Annotated in this window: 20 protein-coding genes; 4 read left to right on the forward strand and 16 right to left on the reverse strand. The window is 50.0% G+C overall.

Going from position 1 to position 26,739, the window contains the following annotated elements:
- Positions 1–38: 38 nt before the first annotated feature.
- The 6 genes from AB3G37_RS09610 to AB3G37_RS09635 are packed head-to-tail and all read right to left on the reverse strand — an operon-like array spanning position 39 to position 7,381.
- On the reverse strand, positions 39–1,166 hold the full coding sequence (locus AB3G37_RS09610) for an alkylhydroperoxidase domain protein (RefSeq protein WP_369790493.1): 1,128 nt from the start codon (positions 1,164–1,166) through the stop codon (positions 39–41).
- Positions 1,163–2,245: a putative FMN-dependent luciferase-like monooxygenase gene (locus AB3G37_RS09615; protein ID WP_009635030.1), complete on the reverse strand. Its 1,083-nt coding sequence runs from the start codon at positions 2,243–2,245 to the stop codon at positions 1,163–1,165. Before AB3G37_RS09615 ends, AB3G37_RS09610 begins: the two co-directional genes overlap by 4 nt.
- A complete protein-coding gene (locus AB3G37_RS09620) occupies positions 2,242–3,915 on the reverse strand; it encodes a dipeptide ABC transporter ATP-binding protein (protein WP_369790494.1) in 1,674 nt (557 codons plus the stop codon). Before AB3G37_RS09620 ends, AB3G37_RS09615 begins: the two co-directional genes overlap by 4 nt.
- On the reverse strand, positions 3,915–4,790 hold the full coding sequence (locus AB3G37_RS09625; RefSeq protein ID WP_369790495.1) for an ABC transporter permease: 876 nt from the start codon (positions 4,788–4,790) through the stop codon (positions 3,915–3,917). The genes AB3G37_RS09620 and AB3G37_RS09625 overlap by 1 nt, the downstream gene beginning before the upstream one ends.
- Positions 4,787–5,731 carry an ABC transporter permease gene (locus AB3G37_RS09630; RefSeq protein WP_369790927.1) on the reverse strand — a complete coding sequence of 315 codons (945 nt, stop codon included), beginning with the start codon at positions 5,729–5,731 and terminating at the stop codon, positions 4,787–4,789. The genes AB3G37_RS09625 and AB3G37_RS09630 overlap by 4 nt, the downstream gene beginning before the upstream one ends.
- Before the next feature lie 15 nt (positions 5,732–5,746).
- Positions 5,747–7,381, reverse strand: a complete 1,635-nt coding sequence (locus AB3G37_RS09635; protein WP_009635026.1) for a TIGR04028 family ABC transporter substrate-binding protein — start codon at positions 7,379–7,381, stop codon at positions 5,747–5,749.
- 418 nt (positions 7,382–7,799) lie between these two features.
- Here AB3G37_RS09635 and AB3G37_RS09640 point away from each other — a divergent pair, with 418 nt between their 5' ends.
- Positions 7,800–9,110, forward strand: a complete 1,311-nt coding sequence (locus tag AB3G37_RS09640) for an NtaA/DmoA family FMN-dependent monooxygenase (RefSeq protein ID WP_009635025.1) — start codon at positions 7,800–7,802, stop codon at positions 9,108–9,110.
- A gap of 127 nt (positions 9,111–9,237) precedes the next feature.
- On the opposite strand, the gene AB3G37_RS09645 is transcribed toward AB3G37_RS09640, so the two are convergent.
- Positions 9,238–9,693 carry an SDR family NAD(P)-dependent oxidoreductase gene (locus tag AB3G37_RS09645; protein ID WP_009635024.1) on the reverse strand — a complete coding sequence of 152 codons (456 nt, stop codon included), beginning with the start codon at positions 9,691–9,693 and terminating at the stop codon, positions 9,238–9,240.
- A gap of 619 nt (positions 9,694–10,312) precedes the next feature.
- Between AB3G37_RS09645 and AB3G37_RS09650 the strand changes: the two genes are divergently transcribed.
- Entirely contained in the window at positions 10,313–10,909 is a 597-nt protein-coding gene (locus AB3G37_RS09650; RefSeq protein WP_369790496.1) for a short chain dehydrogenase, read from the forward strand.
- A 61-nt stretch (positions 10,910–10,970) separates the two neighbouring features.
- On the opposite strand, the gene AB3G37_RS09655 is transcribed toward AB3G37_RS09650, so the two are convergent.
- On the reverse strand, positions 10,971–12,059 hold the full coding sequence (locus tag AB3G37_RS09655) for a type I restriction endonuclease (protein WP_369790497.1): 1,089 nt from the start codon (positions 12,057–12,059) through the stop codon (positions 10,971–10,973).
- Between the two features lie 938 nt (positions 12,060–12,997).
- Between AB3G37_RS09655 and AB3G37_RS09660 the strand changes: the two genes are divergently transcribed.
- Positions 12,998–13,630 carry a TetR/AcrR family transcriptional regulator gene (locus tag AB3G37_RS09660; RefSeq protein WP_369790498.1) on the forward strand — a complete coding sequence of 211 codons (633 nt, stop codon included), beginning with the start codon at positions 12,998–13,000 and terminating at the stop codon, positions 13,628–13,630.
- Positions 13,631–13,792: 162 nt separating this feature from the next.
- Here AB3G37_RS09660 and AB3G37_RS09665 read toward each other — a convergent pair whose 3' ends face one another.
- The 8 genes from AB3G37_RS09665 to AB3G37_RS09700 form a co-directional block, all read right to left on the reverse strand.
- Positions 13,793–15,241, reverse strand: a complete 1,449-nt coding sequence (locus AB3G37_RS09665) for a sugar porter family MFS transporter (RefSeq protein ID WP_369790499.1) — start codon at positions 15,239–15,241, stop codon at positions 13,793–13,795.
- Between the two features lie 253 nt (positions 15,242–15,494).
- Positions 15,495–16,781, reverse strand: coding sequence for a carbohydrate porin (locus AB3G37_RS09670; RefSeq protein WP_369790500.1), 1,287 nt, complete (start codon positions 16,779–16,781; stop codon positions 15,495–15,497).
- On the reverse strand, positions 16,771–18,183 hold the full coding sequence (locus tag AB3G37_RS09675) for a glycoside hydrolase family 1 protein (protein WP_369790501.1): 1,413 nt from the start codon (positions 18,181–18,183) through the stop codon (positions 16,771–16,773). Before AB3G37_RS09675 ends, AB3G37_RS09670 begins: the two co-directional genes overlap by 11 nt.
- A 141-nt stretch (positions 18,184–18,324) precedes the next feature.
- Positions 18,325–19,761, reverse strand: coding sequence for a PTS transporter subunit EIIC (locus AB3G37_RS09680; protein WP_369790502.1), 1,437 nt, complete (start codon positions 19,759–19,761; stop codon positions 18,325–18,327).
- Between the two features lie 231 nt (positions 19,762–19,992).
- The gene (gene licT, locus AB3G37_RS09685) at positions 19,993–20,883 is read right to left on the reverse strand and encodes a BglG family transcription antiterminator LicT (protein WP_369790928.1); all 891 of its coding nucleotides are present in this window, start codon (positions 20,881–20,883) and stop codon (positions 19,993–19,995) included.
- Positions 20,884–21,130: 247 nt separating this feature from the next.
- Positions 21,131–22,279: a pyridoxal phosphate-dependent aminotransferase gene (locus AB3G37_RS09690; protein WP_369790503.1), complete on the reverse strand. Its 1,149-nt coding sequence runs from the start codon at positions 22,277–22,279 to the stop codon at positions 21,131–21,133.
- Positions 22,280–22,466: 187 nt separating this feature from the next.
- Positions 22,467–23,387, reverse strand: a complete 921-nt coding sequence (locus AB3G37_RS09695; RefSeq protein ID WP_009635011.1) for a L,D-transpeptidase family protein — start codon at positions 23,385–23,387, stop codon at positions 22,467–22,469.
- Positions 23,388–23,686: 299 nt separating this feature from the next.
- On the reverse strand, positions 23,687–25,819 hold the full coding sequence (locus AB3G37_RS09700) for a TonB-dependent siderophore receptor (RefSeq protein WP_369790504.1): 2,133 nt from the start codon (positions 25,817–25,819) through the stop codon (positions 23,687–23,689).
- Between the two features lie 177 nt (positions 25,820–25,996).
- On the opposite strand from AB3G37_RS09700, the gene AB3G37_RS09705 reads away from it, so the two are divergent.
- Positions 25,997–26,731, forward strand: a complete 735-nt coding sequence (locus AB3G37_RS09705; protein WP_369790505.1) for an AAA family ATPase — start codon at positions 25,997–25,999, stop codon at positions 26,729–26,731.
- Positions 26,732–26,739 lie beyond the last annotated feature (8 nt).

Below are 26,739 nucleotides of genomic sequence, written 5' to 3' on the forward strand. Positions count from 1 at the left end.
TGTTTTTTTTATGATCGATAAGACGTTAAAACGCATGGTTACTGCTCGAACGGCTCGCCCAGCGTCAGCATCAAACGGTTGGCCCAGGCAAAGAAGGCGGTAGATTGCACCAGATCCAGCAGTTCGAGGTCGCTGAGACCTAGCTCGCGCAGGCCACTGATTTGTTGCTGATTGGCCGTTGGCGGAGTGGCAGACAGCGATGCGGAAAAATCGATCTCTGCCTGCCATCTTGGTTCTTGACCAAGGCTCAAAATGTCGCCTGCAGGAGTATCGAGTAAGCGCTGCACGGCTTCAGGCTGTTTGGATAGCTGTGCCGCCTTGCGTGCGTGAACGGAGGCGCAATAAATACAGCCATTGATTTTGCTGGCTACCGCGGCTGCCAGTTCGCGCTCCTTACGCGGCAGGCCGCCCGAGGTGAAGAAGATGCCTTTGTCGGTTAGCGTGCGCTGCTCGAGCACGGTCAGGTTACGGCCAAGCAGGCGGAAATAATCGGAATCGCTATGGCCAAAACGGGCCAGCGTTTCCTGCTGCTGCGGTTCAAAATCCTTCAGTGGTTTAGAGGCGATCCAAGGCTCCCAGCCCAGCTCGTCCTGAGTGAAGGCTACCGGCGCATTCTTACCTGTATGCGTTGCAGGTTGGCTGTTCCAGAACGCGGCACCAACCGAAGCGCTGCCATTGTCCTCCACAGATTTACCGCTGATCAGGCGGTATCCGCGCAGTAAACGACTTTGGAAGCTGACGAAAGCGACTAATTGTGACAGTGTCACTATGGCGTCGGCAGACCAACCCGCGTCTTGCAACTCGGCAAGGTGTTCGGCCGTGGCGTTGGCCGGTTTAAAGCTTAAGCGTTCGGCGTGGGCCAACGCAGTTTGATATTTTTGCTTTGAGGTCGAAGTATCATCGCTCAAAGCCTTCAGGCGTTCGGCATAGTGGGCGCCAAGCTGGACGTCGTTGTGCCAGCGGGCAACTTGCTGAGCCAGCGCCAAACGGTCGGCCAGGGGGAATTCAGCCAGATTTTCATTGCTGTTAAACAATGCATCGTAGCTGCCCTGAGTGTGCAGCGTGGCTGCATCTCGGGTTTCTCGTGCCTGAGCCAACGTCGAACCCGGCTCAATTTCTGCCAGTGTTGCCAGTAAATCGGTGGCTTGCTGCTGTGCAACGGTCATAGGGTTTCCTTAGAAAGTTCTAAATGCAAAGGTTGAGGTTTAGCAATGTTTTTTGGCGTTTGGCGAACCCAGCCCAGCGCCGGGGCGACTTTTTTGGCGATCAGTTCAATCGAGCGCAGGATGTACGGGTGTGGCGGGTCGATCGAGTGCACCTGGAAGGCTAAATCAGTCACGCGTGCCAGTGCGGTATCGCGCTGCAACGATTTAATGACCTGCTCTGCGGTGCCAATGTGTGCGTCGAAGGCAGCGATATGTTGGTCGAGCGTAGTGCCAGTATGAAGATGCCCGGCCGCGCGAGCGCTATCCGCCTGTCGCTTGAGACCCATGCTGGCCAGTCGTCTTGCCTCGTCGCCGTCGTCGCTGACAAAAGCGGTTCGCGATCCCAAAATACGTGGCTCGACGCCCGCTGGCAGAGCCTCGAGATAGGCATCGATAATCCTGTTTTGGAGCACATCCAGCGGCAAATCCGGCTGTCCTTGCGGGCGAGGCTGGGTGCGTGACAGCATTAGTCCATCGCCTGCTGCACCGGCTCTGGTACCGCCTTCAGGGGAAAATGTCGCCTGCCATAAACGTTGATTTAGCTGCGGAGCGGGCGGATAAAGCGTATTACCCTCACCCCCCAGCGCTTGACCTCGCCAGGCGCGACGCAGGGTTTCGAGATTATGGGCAAACGCCTCGCCGCGAGTTTCGAGCGTTAAGCCGAATGGAACAAACGATGACGCGGTACCGCCGGAGCCGAGACCCATTTCCAGCCGACCACCGGACAGTAAGTCCAATACAGAAGCGTCTTCCGCCACGCGCAGCGCGTTTTCCATCGCCAGTGTGATAACCCCGGTGCCGAGACGAATGTGGCGGGTATTGGCGGCAACATAGGCCAGAAAAACCAGCGGCGCAGGCAGGCCCCCTTCGTCGCGATGGAAATGGTGCTGCGCTATCCACGCCGAATCAAATCCCAATTGTTCGGCGTGAGCGATTTGTTCCGCTGCCAGGCGATAGCGCTCCTGAGGGCTGGTATCGTCCAGAAGACGGGTAAAAAAGCCGAGTCGTTTAGGACTGCTATAAAAGGCCGCTTGGCTCATACAAACTCCTTGATTGCCGTCAATGGCGGAATAGATAAAGGCGATATACCGGGGATCGCACTGAGTAATTCCTGGGTATAAGAGCTGGTTGGGCGGGAGAACAGAGACTCAACGTCGCCGTTATCAACCTGTTTGCCCTGATTCAGCACCGAGACGCTGTGCGATATCTGGCGCACTGTGGCCAGGTCATGCGAAATAAACAGGTAGGTCAGCCCCAACTGTTGCTGAAGTTGCACCAGCAAACGCAAAATCTGTGCTTGCACCGTGACGTCCAGCGCGGAAGTGGCCTCGTCCAGCACCAACACTTGCGGTTCGAGGATCAGCGCGCGGGCCAGAGCGACGCGCTGGCGTTGCCCACCGGAAAGCTCGTGCGGTTTGCGCTGCAACAAATTCAGCGGCAGTGCGACGCGCTCGGCAATCTCGAAAACGCGGGACTGGCGCTGTTCGCGGCTGAGCTTGTAAAAGTTTAACAGCGGTTCTTCGATCACCTTAAATAGCGTCTGCGAGGGGTCCAGAGAGGCAAAGGGGTTTTGGTAAACCAGCTGAATTTTCTTGCGTGCCTGACGCAGCGCCTCACCGGATAACCGGGCGATATCCACGCCGTCGATGAACAGCTGCCCGCTGTCAGGCTGTTGGAAACCCAGCAGCAGGCGCGCCAGTGTAGTTTTACCTGACCCTGATTCGCCTACCAGAGAGTGGGTAGTGCCACGCGCGACTTCAAACGATATGTCGTCCAATGCCTTGAAAGTTTGCTCATTTTTACCACCAAGTGAAAATTGCTTCGACACATTGCGCACTTCAATCGCATTGCCGCGAGGGTGCTGTGCCTGCGAAACCGCAGACCGCGCACGCGGCGTCAGGGCTGGAGCATCGCTAAACAGTTGGCGGGTATAGTCGCTTTTTGGCGCGCGCAGCACCTCGGCGGTAATGCCTTGCTCCTGCACCTGACCTTTGCGAAACACCAGCAGGCGATCGGCGCGTGCCGCAGCCAGCGCCAAATCGTGAGTGACAAACAGCACCGCGGTGCCAAATTCCTGTCGCAACTCGTCAATCAAATCGAGAATGCGTTTCTGCACTCGCACGTCCAATGCGCTGGTGGGTTCATCGGCAATAATTAAAGCCGGTTGCAGCGCAATGGCGATAGCAATCAGCACCCGCTGTTTCATCCCCCCGGAAAGCTGGTGCGGGAACTGTTTGGCGCGCTGTTGCGGATGGCTCAGACCCACGCGGGTCAGCAGTTCGACCACGCGGGCATCGCGTGCTTTTCGCGGCATCTTTCTGCGATGAATTTGCAGCACTTCGGCTACCTGATCGCCTATGGTTTTCACTGGATTCAGCGAGCTGGTGGGGTCTTGAGGGATCAAACTGATGCTGGAACCGCGCAGGCTATCGAGGCGGCGCGCGGACCAGCGGCTGATATCAATACCATTGAGCAAAATACTGCCGGATTCGATATGACCGTTTTCCGCCAGCAGGCCAATAATCGACTGCGCGGTGGTGGTTTTACCGGAACCCGACTCGCCAACCAGCGCGACCACTTCGCCGGGCAATATTGAGAATGAAACCTGCTCCACGACACGGGTGGACTGATGCCCGCTGCGGTAAGCAATAGAAACGTCTTTAAGCTCCAGCACCGGTTTTACTCGTTCATCAAAGTTAGGCTGGTTCATTAGCGTTTTCTCCGCAATGACTGGCTGATGCGATTAGCAGACAAAACGGTCAGGATCACCACGAAGCCAGGGAAAGTGGTTAGCCACCAGGCGGTAGAAATATAGTTACGGCCTTCGGCAATTAGCAGGCCCCATTCAGGCGTCGGCGGTGGGGTGCCGTAACCGAGAAAGCTCAGGGTGGAAATCGACAGGATCGCGTTACCGAATTGCAGGGCGGAAAAAGCTATTACCGAGGTCAGTGAGTTCGGCACAATATGACGCCACAGCACCGAGAAGAAAGTGCCGCCACTGCCGTAGGCCGCCTCTACGTAATCGCTTTGACGCACTAATACTGCTTCGGAGCGCGCCAAACGCGCAAAGTTGGCAACAGAGGTTACGCCGACGGCGATTGCCGCATGCACGGTGCCAAATCCCAGCAGAATAATCACACTCAGCGACAGCAACAGGCTTGGAATTGAGAGCAGCACATCAACGATCCGCATGATCACGGTATCGGTAATACCACCAACCGATGCGGCCGCGAGACCCAGCGCGCTGCCAAACAGCAGGCCGAGAAACACCGCCACCAGCGCACCGGACAGCGAGTGCGATGCGCCATAAACGATGCGGGCATAAAGGTCTCGACCCAGCTGATCGGTACCCAGCCAGTGCCCCGGCCCCGGAGCCAGACGCTGCGCCCCGGCAATCCCCTCGGTTCCGCTGTATTGAGTAAACAGCTGCGGAGCGATGGCCCAGAGGATAACCACCAGCATGACCACCCAGGCCAGGATCAGCGTCGGTTGCAGGCGCGAAAAGCGTTTGGATGCAGCGGGGGGAAACGTCGCAAGCTGGGCATTTTCGGCGCTGTTGTTTTTACTTAAGGGCAAACTGCTCATGAGCGGACTCCCACAGACGGTTTGAGGCGCGGGTCAAGCAAGGGATAAATCAAATCCACCAGCAGATTGATGGCCACGTAGGCCGCAGCTGAAATCACCACGATGGCCTGTAGCACGGATAAATCCTGATTATTCACGGCCTGCTGCGTCAGTTGACCAATACCATTGAGGCCAAATACCGTCTCAGTGACCAGTGCGCCGGCAATCAACTCTCCCAACAGCAGACCGGCGATGGTCAGCGCGGGCAGAGTGGCGTTGCGGGCGATATGGCGCAACAGCACGCGGCTGCGGCTGGCACCTTTGGCGCGGGCAACGGACACAAAAGGCTGTGTCTGCACCTGGTCGATACTGCGGATTAATATTTGCGCCAGCGGGGCGCTGATAGGCACCGCCAAGGTGATAACCGGCAGAATCAGCCCGACCCATTCGCCGGGATTAATGACCGGGATCCAGCCCAGATGGAATGAGAACATTTGGATAAGTGCGATCCCCAGCCAAAAGGTCGGCACCGAGATAAACAGGGCAGGCAGCGCCAGCAGCGCCGATTTCAACCCGCGCAGCGGCACCAGATTAGAGACGAAGGCAATGAAAAGCGCCAACACCAGCGCCAGAGTAAAACCAAGCACCGCAAGGCGCAGGGTCGGCGGCAAATTGCCTGCCAGCAGCTCGGTTACTGGTACTCCGGCCTGAATCGAAAAGCCAAAATCGCCGTGCAGAAAACTGCCGAGCGTGTGCAGATACTGCTGCCATAACGGGAGGTCAGCACCGTAGGCGGCACGCATTTCAGCAATCTGCACCGGGCTTAACCCCATTGACGGGTCCTGAAACTTGATTAAAACGGCGTCGCCGGGCAGGGCTTGCAATAGTACAAACGACAGGGTAAACGCCGCCCAAAGCACTAACAGGGCCTGACCAACGCGTCCGCTTAAATATTGGCTCATCATTGACTCCGGGGATTAATGTTTGGCCAGCCAGGCGCTATAGAAGCTTGGGCGACCCACGGCTTCAAAACTAACGTCATGCAGGTAAGGCGCACCGGCAAACACTTGCGGCTCCTCGAAAATCGGGATTTCGTAGGCCTGATCCAGCAGGTAACGTTGAGCATCACCCGCCAGCGCCAGACGTTTTTGCGGATCGATTTCGGCGGAAATATCTACCAGCAGCGCGTTCAGTTTGTCGTCTTTGAAACTTTTGACTTTGCTGCTCAGGCCACCGAGTTGTAGCAAGGCGTCGCGGTTAGTGGGGTAGAATTCGCTTTTGATGACATCAGGATCGGCGCGGCCAACCTCCACCACATTAACCGGCGTTTTTTGCGGGTCGAGGCTGTCTGCCACGCGGCTACCGGCATCACCGGCTAAAATAGTCAGCTTGACGCCGAGCTGGTTCCACTGTTGCGCCACCAGCTGCAAGACCTCTTTGTTCTGCGGTTGCGGCAGGGATTCATAAATGGTCAGCGCTAGCGGCTGGCCATCTTTTTGGCGAATGCCGTTCGGGCCTGGTTTCCAGCCAGCCTCGTCCAGCAGCTTTTTCGACAGCTCAGGATCGTATTTCAGCTTATCGCCGAGATTGACATAACCGGCGGCAGAAGCGGCAATCACCGAGGTGGCAACCGGATAATTTGGCGAGAATAGGGTGGCAACGATTTGTTTACTGTCAACGCCGTGCAGCAAGGCCTGACGAACTTTTAGACTGGCCACCAGTGGGTTATCAGGGCGGAAGGAGATGCCGTCGTTCACCCCCCGAGTGGAAGGCGCGTAGATCGGGAATTTCTTCGCCTCGGCCTGTTTTTCATCATAAGCCTGAACCTGACGAATAAAGTCGGCCTGCCCGGCAAGCAGTGCACCAATCCTTACGCTGTCTTCGCCGGTGACGATGATTTTAATGCCATCCAGATTGGCGCGTCCCTGCTGTTTGAGATCCTTCGGACCCCAGTTGTAGTCCTTGCGCGCGGTTAAATCGACCTCGCGACCCAGTGTCTCTGAACTTACGACAAACGGGCCGGAGCCAATAATATGGCGAGCGTCGCCCAGCGCATTGAAATCGCGCGCCAAGGTGCTCAACGAAACCAGTCCAGAACCAATAGTTGCCGTGCCCTGCAAGAATCCCGGCGATGGTTTTTTGAAGTAGAACTTCACCGTTAGCGGGTCAATCACCTCACTATGGTCATAGTTATTAATCACTTCCGAGACAGGTAGATGGTGTTCTTTATTACCCAGACCGTAGGTATCGAAGTTTTTAGCCACCGCATTGGCGTCCAACGGTGTACCATCAGAGAAAGTCACGCCCGGATGCAGCTTGAAGGTGTATTGAGTTTTGTCAGCGTTGGTGGTCCAGGATTCGGCAATCCACGGCTCAATCTGCAAGGTTTGTGGATTTTGGTAGGTCAGCTTATCGGTTATCTGATTCAGTATGCCGCCGTTTGGATAAAATCCACCGGCCGGAGGATAAAGGTTGGTGTGAGCCTGTTGCTCGAGATAAATCAGAGTCCCACCTTTAACGGCAGCATCGGCTGCCCACGCGGAAGAACTGCCAGCTAACAGGGCAAATGAAAGCCCTAACGCCACGGTGCTAATTCGGCGAGATTTGTACATTCTTGATTCCTTTTTTATTTTTGGTTTGAAGCACGAAAATGACCCTGAGGCGCATGAGTAAAGCTGCGCATAGGTTCATAACAAACCAAATCAAAAGGAAGATGAAATAATGAATTTAGCTATGGATAGCAATAAATGGTCATAGCCGGACAGGCCGATTTTCAGTGGCTTAAAATCGACCATTTTATTGATTAGTAATGAAAATAAACGCCTTGTCAGACGTCCTCTCCGCTACCTGATGGTTTACGGTCAAGTTTGGCGCAAAAATTTGCCCCATCGAAACTGTGACCCATGACGCTTATGGTTTTTTGTAAAAACAAAATGCTTTTTTCTTCGTAGCTTAAAAACGCCTGAGCTCTATTTTTAGACTTACTTTTAGTGCTTTTAAAGGCAATTTATCGAAAGAAAGGAGTTCAGTTTGACTAACCAAACTCGCAGGCGTCTCAAGACTCTGGTTGGGGCAGGGAGCGTTATTTACGCATCTAATGATGCAAAGCCCGATTTCGGCATTACCCGTGCCGCATCGCTGGCTAAAATCGCTGAAAAAGAAAAAATCACCGGGCTATTTACCGCGGATTTGCTGCAAGCTGACCCGGATGGGCTCGCGGGTTCGACAGGGAGTCAGGATCCGATTGTTGCTCTGGCTGCCTTGAGCCAGGTGACTTCGCACATTGGCCTGATTGCTACCGTTTCGACGACCTATCACCATCCTTATAATCTTGCCAGACTGATAGGCACGTTAGATCATGTAAGCGGCGGTCGTGCCGGTTGGAATGCGGTGACTTCTTCCGTGGGTGAAGAAAATTTTGGTGATATCACGCTGCCAGACCCGGCGACTCGTTATGCCCGTGCCACTGAATTTATTGAGGTGATTAATGCACTGTTCGACGCTAACGAGCCTGCGGCGGTGCGTCGCGCCGCTAGCGGTTCTGTAAGTATTGATCCACGTAAACTTCATCCGATAGACCATATTGGTGATTTCTTTCGTGTAAAGGGTCCACTTAATATACCGCCGCCACCGCAAGTGCGCCCGGTGCAGTTCCAGGCTGGTCAGTCTGATGAGGGGCTTATTCTTGGCGCTAAATACGCCGAAATTATTTACACCTCTCAGCCAACGCTAAATGATGCGCTGACATTTGTAGAGCGTGTTCACCAGCATGCCAACGCTTTTGGACGCCACGAAAATAAGCCGCTGATCATGAATTCATTCCACTCGGTAATCGGTGATAGCGCCACAGATGTTTCGCGAAGGCTGCGCGAAAAACATGAACGGATCGATTATCAGCAAGGCAGATTAAAAGTGGCAGATATGTTGGGTGGAGAGATTGACCTGCGAGATTTTGCTCTCGACCAACCCATTCCAGCAAAATTTCTGCCTGAGGTTGGCTTGATTAACCGTCGTCGTGGCCGAGCTGATATCTTCAAACGCTTTGCTTTACAGGGGTTAACGCTGCGTGAGCTTATCATTCAGGCGCAGGAGACTGGACACTGGTACGTAGCAGGTACACCAGAGACTTTGGCCGATGCGATTGAAGAGCGGTTTAAAGCCGGTGTGTTGGATGTTATTTCACTGCATGGTTTAGGCCAGCCGGATCAGGAAGATCTGCTGTTAAATGGCTTACTGCCCGAATTGCGTAAACGTCAGCTGATTGATGAGGATTATTTGGGGGACGATTTCAGATCTAATCTGGAGTTATCGCCAATCAGAAAGACCAGTCTGGTCTATTAGGCTATGTAGAATAACTTCGTGTATTAACAGCAATACCTCAAAAATAATGTTACGAAAATGTTATAAAGCAGTGGCTGCTATTTGCCACTGCTTAAACCGCTTAAAGTTACATATTAATGCCACCTCATTACCAACCAGATACTAGACCGTGGTTAATAGACATGGATGCATTGATATTATGGGTAAGCAGTTTTTCCAAATCATTTTCTTTGCTACCAATAAGTCCGCTAACGTTATAGATAATACCCGCGCAGTTCACCAGGAATTCAAGGCTACCAAAAATCCCACTAGCGTATTTAACTAGCATTTCAACTTGTGATTTAACGGTAATATCTACGGCGACGGCTATAGCTTTACTGCCTAATGCGCGAATATCTTCTGCTGTCTGCTCGGCGCTTTCCAGTTCGCTGTCTGCAATGATCACTGATGCACCGCGTGAAGCTAAGTGCAATGCCAACTCTCTTCCCCTGCCTCTGCCGCCCATGCTGACTAAAGCCACTTTGCCATCGAGACTCTCTCCATCTTCCACAATGGTCAAGGCATCCCCGGGAATGCTTGAAACGGATGAATGTTCACTAATCATTTAGAGTTCCTATGAAATTTCAAACAAAAAACGCTGCTTCAACAGCGCAAAAGGCAGAAAAAGTAATATCGTGACGGTGTTAAAATAACAAAACTGTACATCTCGGTATAGTTTTAATTTTAAATTTAATTTATCTTTAATTGCAGTCAAAATATTAAGGATAAAGCTGATGTTTACGACAAAATTCGGCGCATTTGAGGTTAGGTGACACTTTGTAGAGTACCACTTAATTAGCAGAGTAACGTAAAGTTTAAGATTATTAACAACCAATGCGAGTTTGTATTGCAGCAGGATGGCGTTCATCGACTACGCAAATCGTTTCTAATGCTTTATTAATCTTCTTATGAATTTCGAAAGAGGCGATAATGCAGTGGCTACGGGATTCCGCCCAATGAGCTCTTGCTATGGCTCAAGGCCGACGGAGAAATACCTAATTTAATTGCCGCTTTTGTATAAGGCCGCTGCGCCAGGCTTTGTGCTTGTTCCACAGTTGCGCAGACGGCTAAGGCTAGCCAAACACTGCGCGACCCTTTTATTTAATGATGATTAAATTTTTCGCTTATTTTTATCCTGATTGCATTGTGGCAGGATTAAATCAGGCTTTGTAAGGAGAGAGAAAATGAAAATTATGATAATTGGCGCTAACGGCACTATTGGACGTGCAGTGGCTCAAAACCTTGAGGCAGACCACGAGATCATTCGGGTTGGCAAAACCCACGGTGACCTGCGGGTTGATTTAACCGATGAGGCCAGTGTGAAAGCACTTTTCGAAAGTAGCGGTAAGGTCGATGCCATTATTGCTACCACTGGCAGTGTTTATTACGGCGAGTTCTCCACTATGACCGCCGAGCATTTTGACCTTGGATTGCAGAATAAATTACTTGGGCAGGTGCGCTTAGTGTTGATGGGTAAAGAATTTCTGAATCCAGGCGGTTCTTTTACTTTGACCACCGGCATATTAAGCCAGCATCCAATCCGGACCGGAGCCAATGCTACGGCGGTAAATGCAGCGATAGAGGGGTTTGCTTTAGCAGCCGGTAATGAGCTAAAAGGCCTGAGAATCAATGTAGTTAGTCCAAGTGTACTCACTGAGGCTCTCGATAAGTATGCATCATTTTTCCCTGGATTCGAAAGTGTACCCGCCAACCGTGTTGCGCTCGCCTATCGCCGAAGCGTTGAGGGAATAGACAACGGAAAAGTTTACCGCGTTTGGTAGTCTCAGGGATTGCCTTGCTTAACATGATAAGTAAGGCTCCTTCGTCCGGAGCCTTAATTTCCTATCCTTCAACGTAACCTGCGGCAGTTTGGGTTAGTTTTTCAGTAAATAGATATATTTCATCAAGTGAAGCTATAGGGTGACGTGTTTCAATTTTATTTTGGTCGAATAGGCCAATGTACATTTGGCTGCGATTCAAATGGAGCCGGCAAATCGGTTTTCGATTATTATTATCGATCAAAATACCAAAGTAGCTTTTAGTATCTCGGTAAGTCACTCTTTCGGGAGGAACCGTTGTTCTTATGATTGACTTCACAATATGGTAACCCTCAATTTCCTCAGGTGTAGTCTCAACACCACTCTCTTCCTTTAAAACGTTTTGTTTTTCATCACTAGCTTCAGATGATGTCTCAGCACTGGAATTAAGTTGAGCATTAGCGCTAATTGCAGACTTAAGCCTCTCATTTACTTGGTCATTTAACCATTGAGTTAAAGATTTTTTGGTTAATGTTAAGAAAAGTTCTCTGACCTTTTGAGTTATTATTCCGTCATAAACTCTTGATGCGATGAGTTTTACGAAGTCATCCTCAGGATTTTGAAACTGTGATGAGATAACTTTTTTAATTTGGCTTACATATTTTAGCTCGCCGGCTGCGTTAACTATGGATTCTACATCAAATGAACTTTTGGTTAATTTTAATAACTCTGGTGCAACATTATGATCAATATCAAGAAGATCCAACTCAAGGAAAGGCTTTTCATCCATTTTATTTGGGGCATCAAGGTCAGTAAAAAATTTGTATACTTGACCGTTGGTGAGAATTGATATCCTTGCACTTGTTACGTGGAAATAACGAAATAATTGGGAGGCATGATTAACATTAAGGGGTTCACCAATCTTTTTGCACTCAATAAGTATTTGTATCTCTTTGTTTTTTAATATGGCGTAGTCAATTTTTTCCCCTTTTTTCGTTCCAACATCGCAAACAAACTCTGGAATAACCTCAAAAGGATCGAAAACGTCATAGCCAAGAATCTGATTAATGAAGGGCATTACGAATGCGCTTTTTGTTGCTTCTTCGGTTTGGATTAAGGAGGATTGCTGTTTCACTTTGTCAGAAAGTGAGTTTAACTTTTCTAAGATTTCCATTATTCACCATTTTTTGAGTTATTTAAGAGTGCTGTACGAAGGTGATTTAGATTGATTACAGGTAAGGCAAAGATTACGGTTAAAGCGAAAATCAGCAGTTCTTGCTACGAGTTACTATTAGGGTGGCTTCTTGTAAAAATATCTATGAAACACTTTGTGTTGTCAAATAAGTAGAGAGTTTGTACTGTCTCAACTCTATGTTTACAGTTTATTGATATACATAACAACCCTTGCTATGGTTTTTTTTGAATATTAATCAAGTATTTATATGTCGGGTGGCCTGGTTTTATAGTTTTGATTTTTGGATTAAAACAATGCAAAACATCTTGTGATGTTAATTTTTCTATCTAATTAAATTTAAAGGACATTCATTTTTAACCCCAGAATCGTTTTAATCTAACTAATTCCTTGATCTTTTATAAGAATCTCTCCCCTCAGTTTGGTTGTTACTATTTGAATCTCAATTATAAAAACCAAGAACTACAGGTAGGCTTTTTACTGAGGTAAAACCGATAGTCGTTAATTATTTTTATAAAGATTCACTCCTTCATCCGCATTAAATAGCTAATCCAAATCTGATATCACAAGCCGATTAAACCTCGATATCGTCAAAAATGAGCAACGCTCAGATTCAAAAAATCTAAATTCAGCTGTGTGGAATTCCACCAAAAAGCCCATCCTTTGGCGGGTGAGCTGGCTAATTGCATACCTCAATGTCTGCAGCGGGAGTGATCGTGCTCTTTGCCATTGATTCGACTAAATTTTGTTAAGTGGTCTAGTATTAAACCGTTTTGCAAAGCCCTGATCATCATAGGGTGACCAAACTCTACACCGAGGGATTAAAACCCAAATCTGTGTGGGGGTCGCGAACAGTGCTTTCAGCAATTAAGTTATCGATTTATGATTATAAATAACATCCGACTGTCATGGGAGACTGGATGAGGACACTGACCAACGAACGTCGACAAGCCATTATTGATGCCGCCGCCGACCTGTTTCAGGAAATGGGTTACGAAAGAACATCAATGAACGAAGTGGCGAAGAGAGTCGGGGGATCAAAAGCTACGCTTTACAATTACTTCGCTTCGAAAGAAGCACTTTTCGAAATGGTGGTGAGGACCTACAGCACTCACTTTCTTAACGCGGCAGCTTCTGAGTTATCGAGCTATCACGACGGGGTAATGACTTTTGAACAAAATCTCACACGGTTTGGTGAGCGAATGATGGAGGTTCTGTTAACTGATAATCAAGCACTGCGCATCTACCGATGCGTACTGGCAGAGGCGGGTAAATCCAATATTGGAGAACTTTTTCGCGCCGCCGGTCCGCAGGAAAGTATCGCGAAACTCGCCGAGTTAATGTCACTCGCAATGCACAAAGGGGAATTGGCGCAAGGGGATTCAACGATAAGGGCTTTGCAATTTACCGCTTTATTGAAAGCTGAAGTTGATAGCAGGCTGTTAGAGCGCGAACCCGTACCCTGGTCGGTAGCGCAGGTTAAAAATATTGTCGCGCGGGGCGTGCAGCTGTTTCTTTATGGAGCGGTGGCTCAAGTCGCGACCCAGGCTTAATCCGCTGGTTTACCTTCTGTGATCTTTTTCAGAGGGCCCTTTCTAGATAAACACACGCTAAGATATTCTATAACAAGTTGGCTGCCTCCCTCATTGAGGAGGCAGCTAATTCATACCAGATCATTAAAACTGATCATTAAGGTTGCATCACTAATTTGGATCTCAGCTCGCACTTTCGGCATCTAGCTCGCCGTATTTATCGCGCATATGAATTTCAATCTCTTCAAGCGTTTTGCCTCGCGTTTCCGGCAGCATCATCATGACAAATACCAGCGAACCGACGTTTATCACGGCGAAGATAAAGAAGGTCTCATTGCCCGCCACGCTAAGCACCAGCGGGAATGCAAAAGCCACGATAGCGTTGCAGATCCATTGAAATGCCACGGCAGCGCCGGTGAGCACGCCGCGCAGTTTCATCGGGAACAGCTCCGACATTAGCAACCAGTAAACCGGTGCAATAAACATCTGCATGAAGAATAAAAATACCAAAATACAGGCCAGCGCAAGATAGCTTTGGGTCATATTTTGCGGTAACAAGGTCATTATCAATCCGAGACAGACCTGTGCCGCAATCACTACCAGTAATCCGACAATCAGCAATTGGCGGCGGCCAAAACGACTCACTCCCCACAACGCGCAGAGCGCAGCCAGCACCGACACAATTCCATTACCAATAGTGGCTGCAATCGAGGCGTTAGTGCCCAGGCCGGTAGTTTTTAAAATAATCGGGGTGTAATACATAAAGGCGTTAACGCCGGTAAATTGCAGCACAAAGCCCAGCCCGGCACCCAGCAGCAGCAGTCGAATCACCCACTTTTCACGGATTAACTCGCTGACGGAAGGTCCTTTATCGGCCTCTGCCGACTGCCGCTTCATCTCGGCCAGTTCTTTGCGCACTTCTTTTGGCGTTTCACGCAGATGCTTGAGTATTCTTTTAGCTTCTTTAAAACGACCTTCGGCGACCAGCCAGTGCGGCGATGCCGGAACAAAGAAAGTGCCAATAAACAGCAGTACGCCCGGCACCATGGCGATTGACAGCATATAGCGCCAGAGATGTTCGTCATGCAGCAAATAGCTCATTAAGGTGCTGGTGACATAGGCAATCAATTGCCCAGAAACAATCATCAGTTCATTGCGGCTGACCAATGGGGCGCGGCGTTTCGGGCCGGCAATTTCCGCGATAAACACCGGCACGGTGGATGAACCACCCCCCACCGCGATGCCCAGAAGAAAGCGCATGGCAATCATGATATTGACATCAGGTGCGATGGCCGTGCCCAGTGAGCCTAAAACAAACAGTACCGCCAGGCTGCGCAGGGTGATACGGCGTCCAAAACGGTCAGAGAAATAGCCGCTTAAAAATGCTCCCAAAGCTGCGCCAAAAATCAGCGATGAAGAAACCAGTCCTTGGGTAAACGGACTCAGGCCAAGTCCACCTTGAGCGGCGGGTAAGGTCATAAAAGGTAAAGCGCCGGAGATGATGCCGGTGTCGTAACCAAAGGCCAGTGCGCCCATGGTAGCGACCAGCACAATCAGAAAAAGTCGTTGCTTGATGGTATCCGGCGTATGCGGTTGTTGATTTTCCGCAGAGGTGTCTGGCGTAGCAGCCATGAGTATTGCCCCTAAAATGATTCAATGAGAACGTTGCCAAAAAGCTTGGCAGGTCAGAAAGTGACGTTAAGCAAAAAAGTCTTATTATGGTTAATGTGATGCAGAGCACAGTTAACTCAGCAAAATCTTAGTTCATAAATCAGGATTTGCTCGAAACTTGCAAAATTATCATCAGGGGTAATTTACTTTGTGGCGCGGATAGAGGGAAACCTCCTCCGCCAGAGGATGGCGAAGGAGGGCGTAGAAAGAGTTATTAGATGTTAATGACAATCTGCGTCAGCAGGTTCCAGGCATCATCTTCTTTTGGCGTAACTGAAGGATGGTGGGTCCATGCCAACTGATTGGTCCAATAAATTCCGTTGGTGATCCTCAGCGTGTAAGCCGTAGACGCAGTGGTACTGAAGCCCTCCGCGCTGTTGCCGTGCCTTTCGTTATAGCGCTTGGCGTCATTGCTGAACTTGTTGTAAGCCAATCCAAATGACAGCATATCGTCTGGTCGTGAGTTAAACGGACCAATGCTGAACAATGTCAACGAGGCGTCAGCGGTAAACACGTTACGGTTCTGAGGCGCATAGTTGGTTTTGCCATCAATATACCAGCCGCGGAAAGGCTGCGTGCTATCTGGCTGCGTCAACTGCCGCGTGGCAGCCAGATAGTGCGACCAGGTATTGTGCTGATCCTGTTCGGTGTTGTAATTGAAATAAGGCGTTTTGTTATAGACCGAGCCACCGCGTACCCAGGTCATGGGCACTCCCAGCTCTGAATTTACGCGATATCCGATTTCGTTGATGACCAGCGTACCCGCGTCGGGAACTTTCCAGCGAAGTCCGTAGGTATTGTATTTCGAGTCGGCGCGCAATCCGTCAGAGCTTTGGCTGCGTGAAACGCCGATATGGTCGTACCAGCGTTTATTTTCCGATAAAAAGCGAATATCCATACCCGGGCTAGGTTTAAGGCTAGTTAAACCGGCCTGATTGAGCATCACGCTGGTGGGGCCTAGCGCCGATGACGCGGTACTGCTGCCGAGATACAGGCCGTAGAAATAGCTGAGCCACGCAGAATAACCGTAATGCAGAATGACGCGATTATTAAACAGCGGCTGAAAAACTGACAGATCGCTGACAGCCACGTGGCCGTCCTGACCGTTGCCCTTATAGTTGTTATAGGCGTACATGACGCCTAAATGCAGTTGGGAATCGTCACTGAAGCCAAGGCGTGACAGGTCATAGGTGATATCGGTACTGACGACGTTCCCGCTGGTTGGCCGCTGGCCGACATAGTTTTGGTGTTTTTGTCTGTTCCCGGCGACGTCATAAGTCATGTTGGTCAGCAACTGGGCCTGAGCGAAAAAGCCGTAGTCGGCCATATCGCTGCGCAGCCCGCCCCATTCCGGGAAAATGGTATCGCAAACCGAGCCGATACTTGGCGTTTCAGGACCTTTTGGCAGCAGTTTGTCATAACGAGAACAGTCTTCGGCGGCCTGCGCCAGACCACTGGTCGCCATCAGCATCGCGGTCAGCAGCAGGGGCTTACTGATCATTTTTCCCACCTCGCACCAACGCCTCGCCGCGACTGGCAATCACCTGCTGATACCAGGCGAAACTCTTTTTGCGACTGCGTTGCAGGGTGCCTTCGCCGTGGTCATCGCGGTCGACATAGATAAAGCCATAACGTTTTGACATCTCACTGGTTGAAGCACTAATGATGTCGATAGGTCCCCAGGCGGTGTAGCCCAACACGTTGACGCCGTCAGCGATCGCTTCATGCACCTGCACCAGATGGTCGTTGAGGTAAGCAATACGGTAATCGTCCTTAATGCTGCCGTCTGCTTCGATTTTGTCTTTGGCACCCAGCCCGTTCTCGACAATAAACAACGGTTTTTGATAGCGATCCCACAGTTGGTTCAGCAGGTGGCGCAGTCCGGCCGGGTCAATCTGCCAGCCCCATTCGGAAGCTTTGAGATAAGGGTTGGAAATCATCTTGAGGATATTGCCCGTTGTCTGCTGCTGGTGCGGATCAGCACTGGCGCAGCTGCTCATGTAATAGCTGAAAGACAGGAAATCCACCGTTTCACGCAGATCTTCTCTGTCTTGTGGTGTGATTTCCAGCTGCACATTTTTCTCTTTAAAACGACGCTGGATATGACTCGGATATTCACCCCGCGCCTGAACGTCAAAGAAGAACAACCACTCGCGCTCTTTGCGTTGCGCCTCGATTAAATCATCAGGGTTGCAGGTCAGCGGATAGTAGGGCATTGCGGCCACCATATTGCCGATTTTTGCACCCGGAATGATGCGATGGCAGGCCTTGACCACTCGCGCGCTGGCGACTAACTGATGGTGAATCGCCTGATAACGCTGTTGCCAGCTCAGCCCGTCGGCTATTCCCAGGCCGGTAAAGCTTGAAAACAGTGAAACGTTAATCTCGTTGAAAGTAAGCCAGTACTTGACCTTATGTTGATAGCGATTAAATACCGTGGTTGCATAGCGTTCGAAAAACTCGATGACTCGACGATCGCCCCAGCCGCCATACTCTTTCGTCAGGTTGTAGGGCATTTCATAGTGTGAAAGCGTAATCAGTGGCTCGATGCCGTATTTCAGCAGCTCGTCAAATAGCGCATCGTAGAATGCCAGACCGGCTTCGTTTGGCGTTTCTTCATCTCCATTAGGATAAATACGCGTCCAGGCAATGGAAGTGCGCAGCGTTTTAAAGCCCATCTCGGCAAACAGGGCAATATCTTCTGGATAACGATGATAGAAATCGATCGCGACATCCTTGAGATTGAATTCCCCCTCTGCCCGCTCTGAAGGCGGGAACATCAGGCCACGTGGCTGATAATCCGAGGTAGAAAGGCCTTTGCCTTCCACGTTATAAGCGCCTTCTACCTGATTGGCAGCCAGCGCGCCGCCCCAGAGAAAATCAGTAGGGAATGTTGTCTTCATGTTCAATTCCTTCTTATTGATTATTGAATGTCGCCACGGGCGACTTGGTTTGTCGGGCTAGCATTGACCCGGTAAAAAAAGGGCGTAACTGTCCAGCATGAGTCAGGCCCACGAATTTTTTTGTCTTGAAAAAGGGTTGGATCAGGTAGATGAAACTGATCGCAGTTTATTTGGCGTGACCGGCTTTTCCTGTGGAATGCCATACAGCCAGCTGCTTATAAACGAGAACAGGAAAGCAACAACCGAGCCGGCGACAATGCCCCAGAACCCGCTGTCGATGCCATTTGGCGATATAAATGAAGGGAAGCCGAAAATGCCGAGTGCGCCAAAGGCATAGGACGTCCCGTGATAATAGCCGGTGATGGCTCCACCTAATGCGCCACCGATACAGCCAAAGATAAACGGGCGTTTTAACGGCAGATTGACGCCATAAATTGCCGGTTCGGTAATGCCGAAGATGCTAGAGATAAACGACGGACCCGCGAGGCTTTTAAGCTTTGCATCACGAGTGCGTAACAGTACCCCTAAGGTCGCACCGGACTGAGCCCACACCGCAGGCTGCACCAGTGGTGAAATCGTGTCGATACCGCGAGTCATCAGATTGTTGATCATCAATGGAGCCAGTCCCCAATGCAGGCCAAAGATGACGAAGATTTGCCACATCGCACCAAAAAAAGCCCCGGCAATCATCGGGTTGAGCTGCCAGACCCACATGTAACCCTCACCAATTCCACGGCTGAGATCGGTCGCCAGCGGGCCAATAACCAAAAACGTTGCGGGCAGGGTGATGACCAGGCACAGAAACGGGGTGCTGAACGCTTTGATCGAGGCATGCAGCCATTGGTTAAAGCGTTTTTCCAGCCAGCAGCTGAACCAGGCGGCTAGAATTACCGGAATTACCGTTGAGCTGTAATTAATAAAGGTAATGGGAATGCCCATAAAACGATAGTGCAGGTCTGGATGAGCCTGAGTATTATTAAAAATATCAATCATTGACGGATGAACCAGCGCAGCGCCAATTAATAGTGTCACCAGCGGATTACCGCCAAATTTCTTGCCTGCGGTATAACCCAATAAAATCGGCATAAAAAAGAAGGCCGCATCGCTGGCAGCGAAGATGATTTTATAGGTGCCACTTTCTTTGCTCAGCCAGTGGAATAATACACTTAGTATTAACATTCCTTTTATAAGGCCTGCTGCGACTAATATCCCAAGCAGTGGCGCAAATATGCTGGATATAATATCTACTGCGCTATTTAGAAGACGTTTGAAACTGAAGGGAGTTCGTTCTTCTGGCAAATTTCCCTCAGTCTTTTGCTGCTGGTCGGTTTCCGGAAAATAAAGTGAAGTCAGTGTATTATAAACTTCCCCTACGTGGCTGCCAATGACCACTTGATACTGGCCGCCGCTTTCAACAACCGTTATTATTCCTGCTGTCTCTTTAAGCTGCTCATTGTTTGCACGACTGTTGTCTTTCAGTCTAAATCGCAAACGAGTCGCGCAATGAATGACGCTAATAATATTATCACGGCCGCCAATGCCGGATATAATCTCATCACACAGAATGGCATAGCCCATAACTAACCTCTTGTCAGATAACTGAGTGCGCGAATTTGAAGCAAAAAAAAACCTAACTTTGCCGTCACCGGGACATACAGTTCCGGGAGGTTTAGTTAGGTTTTGCTCAACATGTTTAACACGACATGAAGATAACAATCCTGCTGTTGGTAATATTTATAAATGTAATGATTCAGCAGCTCAAGCGTTGTTTTATGAATGTTTCCGAATTGTGAGATGCTTCACAGAGCTTTATTCTCTTTCAACGAGCTGTGCGCGATGACTGTTTCTTAGCTGTTCAATATGGATGGTCAAAAACATTACTTCATCATCTGTGAGTACATGGTCATGATGTAATTCTATGTATTTGTTGATTTTAGTCGAGCACTGGTGCGAGATGGCATATTTTTGCCTGACCAGCAGTGAGAGAGGAGGATCGTCAACATTACTTTCATGACTCTTATCGTAAAGGCTTTGATGACGCTCGCCTTTATTGTTTAAAATTCGTTGAGCGAAAAACTTTAAATGAGTGATAAAGCGCTGATAGCTTAATGCCTCTTCATTGTATTCAAAGTTAAAATGATATTGCACCATGCTAAGAATATCCTGCATAAACCGGGTGATTTTCATCGTATTCTGCATATTGTCATTAAGCTGGGCATTTACCAGATGTAAAGCAATATAGCCTGCCTCATCTTCGGGAAGAAATACGCCGGTGTGACGGAAAATGATTTCGAGAGAGGCTTTGCCAATAGCAAATTCTTGTGTGTAGAGTTTTTTTATTTCCCATAAAAGTGCATTGGGTATCACAACGTTATCAGCAAAACGTTCAAGAGCATAATGGAGATGATCGACCAAAGAAATCAAAATACTGGCATGTAACGTTGACGTTAGACTGGATTTAGCCAACGCGATAATTTCCTCCGTTGCACTAATACAGTTTGCCGGTACTTTTTCGAGCAACGCTTTAAAATGGTCACTGTAGGGGTTATTTAAGGAGAATATTTTTTCAACTTTCTCGCTTTCAATAAGGTCACCTGGCTTTTTATTAAAACCAATTCCTTTTCCCATGACGATAGTTTCCTGCTGCTGATCGCCGAGGATGATCACTACGTTATTATTCAAAATGCGATCTATTTTCATGCGGATATTTGTCATTGCAGCCGCCTCCATTCCCTGAAATAAAGCAAAAAGTTCGGCAAGGAAAGTATTGCAGTACTCAATAACCTGTCAATTACCAATAATGCTAAGTAGAAAAACAGGAGGTATTTTTTGCGAAATTGCAGGATCAATCACAAAGCGAGGTAAGATTATTGTTAGCTTGCGCGTTGAAATTAGCCTCCCGCAGCAAGCCTATATAAATAAGTCGCAGCGGGAGGTGATAGGCGGATCAGTTGTCGCGCGGTGATGGCAGGCGTTTTACAGCTTGCAGTAAAGGCTCGGTTTTTCCTGCGACACAGATTCGGATCCATCCTTCTCCCGCAGGGCCAAAGGCAATGCCCGGGGCGACGGCGACGCGCTCGGTCAGCAGAAAATGCTCCGCCCAGCTGGCGACATCGCCATTGCTGACATGTGAAACGTCAATCCAGATATAGAACGCACCCTGAGGACGCTGATAAAGGATGCCCCGCTGGTCGAGTACTGCACAGGCCGCTTCAAGGTTTTTGCCATAGTGCGCTCTTGCTTCGACGAGGTAATCCTGCGGGCCTTCAAGGGCGGCGAGTACGGCGAGCTGAGCGGGGGCGTTAACGCAACTGACAGTGGCTTCCTGCGCCGCGCGGAAGGTAGATGCAACGCCCGGCGGAGTCACCAGATAGCCCACCCGTCCGCCGGTCAGACCGTAGGTTTTGGAAACTGAATAGACACTGAACACTCGACCGTCACTATCCAGCGACGCAACGCTGGTAAACGCGCGGCTGAAGGTAAAATATTCATAAACCTCGTCGCTGATTACCCATAGGTCGTGTTTAGCGGCAAACTGCAACAGTTCGGCGATTTTTTCGGCGCTATAGACTACGCCTAATGGGTTAGAAGGGCTGTTAATCAGTAACACTTTGGTACGCGATGTTACGGATTGCTCCAGATTTTCTAATGAAGGCTGGAACTCATCTTCCGCTTTCAAATGATAAGGCACAGGAACCGCACCGAGCAGTTTTGGTACCATGGCAAAAGTCGCATATCCCGGGTCGGGGATTAAAATCTCATCCCCGGCGGTCAGGGTGAGTGACATCGCCATGTGCAGCGCCTGTGAACCGCCAGCAGTGACAAGGATTTGATCGTCATCGACGCGATAATGGTTGTCGCGCTCAAGCTTGTTGGCAATCGCCAGCCGCAGTAGTGCCATCCCGCTGTTCGGCGTGTAGTGGGTGATGTCGGCATTCCAGGCACTGGCACCAGCATCAAGGATGTGTCGGGCCACCGGTCTTTCAGGCTCACCAATGCTTAACTGGATAACATCATCGAGTTCCGAGGCCAACTCATAAATACGGCGAATACCTGATGCAGGGATTGCCTTTGCGTTGGCAGAAAGTTGCGGCATAAAATCTCCAAAGTATTGGCCAGAAAGAAAATGAATCGACTCTAAAGTTGTACTGAAGATTAAAAAATAAGTAAAGCGATGAGGTTAAAACGCAAGATTAAGCGGTGTAAACAGCGTTTTTAGAAAGGAAGGTAATAAAAAAGCCCCCGCAGCGGCGCTGAGAGGGCTTGATAGTAGAGAGTCAGAATCAGTTAACCTGAGTCGGCATCCCTGAGCGCAGAGTGATGGCTTTGTCCAACACTTGCTGATTGACACTTGGATCCGCCATCAGAGTGGCATTGCTACCGGAAAGGCTGATTGGCAGCGGTTGCTGAGAATCAAACTCTTCCTGGTTGGCAGACAGTGGGTTATGTACTTCGACATAACGCGCGCCGTTTGGCTCAACGGTGGTTTTAACCGGCTCGTTGATGAACTGCACACGAGTGCCCACCGGCACGTTTTCGAACAACCATTTGATGTCGGCATCACGCAGGCGCACACAGCCGTGGCTCACACGCAAACCGATACCAAAGTTGGCGTTGGTGCCGTGTACCGCATACAAACGACCCACGTACAGCGCATAAAGACCCATCGGGTTATCAGGACCGGCAGGGAAGGTCGCTGGCAGCCATTGGCCTTGCGCCGCGTATTCTTCATGCATTTTCGCCGTTGGTGTCCAGGTCGGACCGGCTTTCTTATGCTGCACGGTAGTGACCCAGTTCAGCGGAGTATCTTTACCCAGCTCGCCGATACCGATAGGCAGAACGACCACGGTATGAGTCCCTTTCGGATAGTAATAAATACGCATTTCGGCGCTATTGATAACCAGGCCTTCGTGTGGCGTATCCGGCAGGATCAACTGCTGAGGAATCGTCAGCACAGTGCCAGAAGTTGGCAGGTAGGTATCGACACCTGGGTTGGCTTCCAGCATGTTCGACAGACCCATTTGATACTGAGCAGCGAAATGCTCCAGCGGCATTTTGTTGTTTTGCGGAACGACAACGGTGACGTTTTCACCAATCAATCGACCATTGTTTGCCGGCAGAGGATAGACAACTGCGAAAGCAGCCTGGCTATACGCAGCAACAGCTAGAACCAAAGTAAAGATCGCGCGAATGCTCATTTTCATATTTTCTATGGTTATTCTTGCCACACAGGCACTAGTTTATGGGATTTTACCCGGCATCATGCTAACCGGGATGACCCTTATATTGTATGTACACAGTGGCTTGAAGGTGAATCAAGATGTGTAACCAATCACTTTTCAGGGCCGCTAATTATAAAGAAATATTTCAAACAGGCCAAAACTTTCTCAATAAACAGGTGAAGTTTACCTTTTAGCGTTTTTAAGGATAGACGATGAGGAGGGAAAATGCCGCTTGCGTGGTGTTGTTCCCAAAGGCAGGGACACGCAAGCGGCTGAGGGGATTAGAAGTCGTAACCGACGGTGGCAACCACGGTACGCTCCTGACCCCAGTAGCAATAACTGGTGCCGTAACAGGCCGCAACATACTTTTTGTTGGCCAGGTTATTGGCGTTAAGCTGAACGTAAGCGCCTTTCAGCGATGGGTTAAACGCGGCCAGATTCACGCGCACAGAGGCGTCTATCAGCGTGGCTGCAGAAATACGCTGGGTATCTTCATTATCCGCCCACTGTTTGCCGATGTAACGTACACCGCCTCCAAAATTGACACCGAAGTTAGCGCGGTATTCTGCCCACAGTGATGCCATCTGGTTTGGTGATACGTATGGCGTATTGCCATCGGTGCCGTCTGTGGTGTCTTTTGATCTCACGTGGCTATAAGTATATCCCGCGATGACACTCAGACGATCGGTAACGTTGGTACGCGCCTCAAGCTCTAGCCCTTTCGAATGAACCTTACCGGCTGGCACATAATAGCTGCCCACGACCACGCGGTTACCCACATGGTTCTGCGTCAGATCATAGATTGCCGCGGTAAAGAGATTGCTGGTGCCGACCGGCTGGTACTTGATACCGGCTTCATACTGCTTGCTGGTCATCGGCTTCAACAGCGTGCCATCTTGACCTGCCAGTGCAGAAGGGGTAATCGCCGAGCTGTAGCTGATGTAAGGCGAAATTCCGTTATCAAAGGCGTAGAGCAGAGAAGCGCGGCCACTGAAATGCCGGGCTTCGCGTTCGCTGTCGGTTTGAACGCCGTAGATGCTTTCATACTGACTGCTTTTGATTTTTAAATCGTCATAACGGCCAGACAGCGTTGAATGCCACTTGTTCCAGCTCATATCGTCCTGCAAATAAACGCCTGCCTGGCGATATTGACGCTTGCCGACGGTATTGCTGTAAAGATCGATATTGTCTTCGCCGTTGATGCCAGAAATACCGGTATACGGGTTGAGGTCGCTGGCGTAACCGCCCTGATCTTTAAGATTGTTTACGTAATGCTGGAAATCAAAGCCCAGCACCACTTTATGCTGCAACGCCGCAGTGGCGAAATCCGCCTCCAGCTGGTTATCAATCGCAAATGAGTTCAGTGAAGACTGCTCGCCAGAGTAATAACGGCTCATCAGACTGCGATCGGCATTCCATCCCGCTTGATACACTTGCTCAAGCTCGGTATTGGAGTGGGTATAGTTGGCATTTTGGCGGAAAGACCAAACATTGTTGAAGCTGTGTTGGAACTCGTAGCTGTAGATTTGCTCCCAGCGCTTGAAGACGTTGTGGTTGGTATCGCCATCAAAGAAGCCGCGGCTCAGTTTATCGCCATAAATACTTCCGTCTGCCGGCACTGCCGAGTGATAACCGCCGGAAGGATCTTTTTGCAGGTAAGCGCGTAACAGCAGCGAGGTGTTTTCATCCGGCTGCCAAAGCAGCTGTGGCGAAATGGCATAGCGTTCTTCGCGCGTGTGATCGTATTGAGTGTCGCTGGAGCGAGTCATGCCGGTAATTCGGTAAGCCCACTGGTCGTTGATTGCGCCGGTGTAGTCGAATGCGCCGCCTTTGGTATTGAAATTACCGCCGGAAAGCTGCACGTGACCTTCGCTGGCAAACTGCGGTCGCTTGCTGGTTTCCATGACCAGTCCACCCGGCACGCTTTGGCCGTAAAGCGCGGAAGACGGGCCTTTGACGACATCGATTCGCTCAAGGAACCACGGATCGACCTGAATAGCATTATAGCTGCCGCCGTCGGTGGCCAAACGCAGGCCGTCGAGGAACACGTTATCGACATCACCGCCGTGGAAACCGCGCAGGGAAACCGTGTCATAGCGGGTCGCGCCGCCTGCGAAGTTAGTGAAGACGCCAGGCGTGTAGTTCAATGCCGAGTTAACCGTGGTCGCGTTCTGGTCATCCATTTGTTGACGGGTGATAACAGAAACCGATTGCCCGGTGGTGATAAGCGGCGTGTCGGTTTTGGTCGCCGCCCTGCTGGTCTTAGCCGTGTAGCCTTGTGTTGGCGCTTCAGCGTTGTCCGCCGGTTTAGCCGTAACCACTACCGTATCGTCGGCAAAAGCTGACAGGGGGAGAAAGATTGCCATCGCGCAAAGGATTGAAGATCGTTTAAAAGGAAAAGCCAACATCGTCATCTGAATTCCCTATAAAAATTTTGTTTTAATCGTCACTTTTTGCGTTGCAATCAATGCACAGGATCTTGCGGCCATGTCAGTATTGCTACGTAAAAGCGTGAGCATGATAAACCAAATGATAAAGACTATCATTATTATTTACATCTTTGGGTTAACATTATATTCATAGGGATCACTATGTTTGTCAGACAGCTGCGAATAAATGGGTATCGCTCGATCCGCAACATCGAGCTGGAACTGGGGCAGTTAAACGTCATTTGCGGGCCTAACGGCTGCGGGAAATCCAATCTTTATAAAGCCGTAAAGTTATTGCATGAGGCGTCACAGGGTCAGCTTGCAGCGGTGCTTGCCGAAGAGGGCGGGATTCAGAAAACGCTGTGGGCCGGGAAAAAACGTAGCGGTGAGAGTCGGATGAATTTGTCTGCTACGCTGGAAGATTTTGATTATGAATTGCAGGTGGGATTTGAAAATTCTCCTGGACCAGGAAGTAGTATTTTCACTCTTGATCCTTGGGTGAAAGCCGAATCGCTGTGGATGACAGGGCACCAGCGTCGCCCTTCGAGCCGCCTGGTCGATGCTTCGTTGGGGCGTTTTCAGATGATGATGCAGCGCGAAGGCATTTACCGCCCGCTGGAGGCTAGCGAGCTTTCAGACGGCACGCTGCGATTTGTCTGTCTGGCCGTTGCGATACTTAGCCCTCGGCCGCCTTCTTTTATGGCATTCAATGAACCTGAAAACAGCCTGCACCCGGACTTGATCCCGGCGCTGGCGATGCTGCTGGCGGAAACTAGCCGCTACAGCCAGCTGTGGATAACCAGCCATTCCCCTGAGTTGGCCGAGCTGATTCGACAGCACGCCGTGGTGCAGTGTTTTGAGCTGGCGCAGAGGCAGGGTGAAACGCAATTAGCATAAAATTTATT

This window comes from Rouxiella sp. WC2420 (assembly GCF_041200025.1).
Taxonomy (GTDB): Bacteria; Pseudomonadota; Gammaproteobacteria; order Enterobacterales; family Enterobacteriaceae; genus Rouxiella.

Excerpts from the sequence above, each read along its gene's own strand:
- AB3G37_RS09705 (WP_369790505.1), top strand. The coding sequence starts at position 25,997 with ATGTTTGTCAGACAGCTGCGAATAAATGGGTATCGCTCGATCCGCAAC.
- AB3G37_RS09620 (WP_369790494.1), bottom strand. The coding sequence starts at position 3,915 with ATGAACCAGCCTAACTTTGATGAACGAGTAAAACCGGTGCTGGAGCTT.
- AB3G37_RS09625 (WP_369790495.1), bottom strand. The coding sequence starts at position 4,790 with ATGAGCAGTTTGCCCTTAAGTAAAAACAACAGCGCCGAAAATGCCCAG.
- AB3G37_RS09610 (WP_369790493.1), bottom strand. The coding sequence starts at position 1,166 with ATGACCGTTGCACAGCAGCAAGCCACCGATTTACTGGCAACACTGGCA.
- AB3G37_RS09635 (WP_009635026.1), bottom strand. The coding sequence starts at position 7,381 with ATGTACAAATCTCGCCGAATTAGCACCGTGGCGTTAGGGCTTTCATTT.
- AB3G37_RS09680 (WP_369790502.1), bottom strand. The coding sequence starts at position 19,761 with ATGGGCTATGCCATTCTGTGTGATGAGATTATATCCGGCATTGGCGGC.
- AB3G37_RS09700 (WP_369790504.1), bottom strand. The coding sequence starts at position 25,819 with ATGACGATGTTGGCTTTTCCTTTTAAACGATCTTCAATCCTTTGCGCG.
- AB3G37_RS09695 (WP_009635011.1), bottom strand. The coding sequence starts at position 23,387 with ATGAAAATGAGCATTCGCGCGATCTTTACTTTGGTTCTAGCTGTTGCT.
- AB3G37_RS09690 (WP_369790503.1), bottom strand. The coding sequence starts at position 22,279 with ATGCCGCAACTTTCTGCCAACGCAAAGGCAATCCCTGCATCAGGTATT.
- AB3G37_RS09655 (WP_369790497.1), bottom strand. The coding sequence starts at position 12,059 with ATGGAAATCTTAGAAAAGTTAAACTCACTTTCTGACAAAGTGAAACAG.
- AB3G37_RS09665 (WP_369790499.1), bottom strand. The coding sequence starts at position 15,241 with ATGGCTGCTACGCCAGACACCTCTGCGGAAAATCAACAACCGCATACG.
- AB3G37_RS09660 (WP_369790498.1), top strand. The coding sequence starts at position 12,998 with ATGAGGACACTGACCAACGAACGTCGACAAGCCATTATTGATGCCGCC.
- AB3G37_RS09630 (WP_369790927.1), bottom strand. The coding sequence starts at position 5,731 with ATGAGCCAATATTTAAGCGGACGCGTTGGTCAGGCCCTGTTAGTGCTT.
- AB3G37_RS09650 (WP_369790496.1), top strand. The coding sequence starts at position 10,313 with ATGAAAATTATGATAATTGGCGCTAACGGCACTATTGGACGTGCAGTG.
- AB3G37_RS09615 (WP_009635030.1), bottom strand. The coding sequence starts at position 2,245 with ATGAGCCAAGCGGCCTTTTATAGCAGTCCTAAACGACTCGGCTTTTTT.
- AB3G37_RS09670 (WP_369790500.1), bottom strand. The coding sequence starts at position 16,781 with ATGATCAGTAAGCCCCTGCTGCTGACCGCGATGCTGATGGCGACCAGT.
- AB3G37_RS09675 (WP_369790501.1), bottom strand. The coding sequence starts at position 18,183 with ATGAAGACAACATTCCCTACTGATTTTCTCTGGGGCGGCGCGCTGGCT.
- AB3G37_RS09645 (WP_009635024.1), bottom strand. The coding sequence starts at position 9,693 with ATGATTAGTGAACATTCATCCGTTTCAAGCATTCCCGGGGATGCCTTG.
- licT (WP_369790928.1), bottom strand. The coding sequence starts at position 20,883 with ATGAAAATAGATCGCATTTTGAATAATAACGTAGTGATCATCCTCGGC.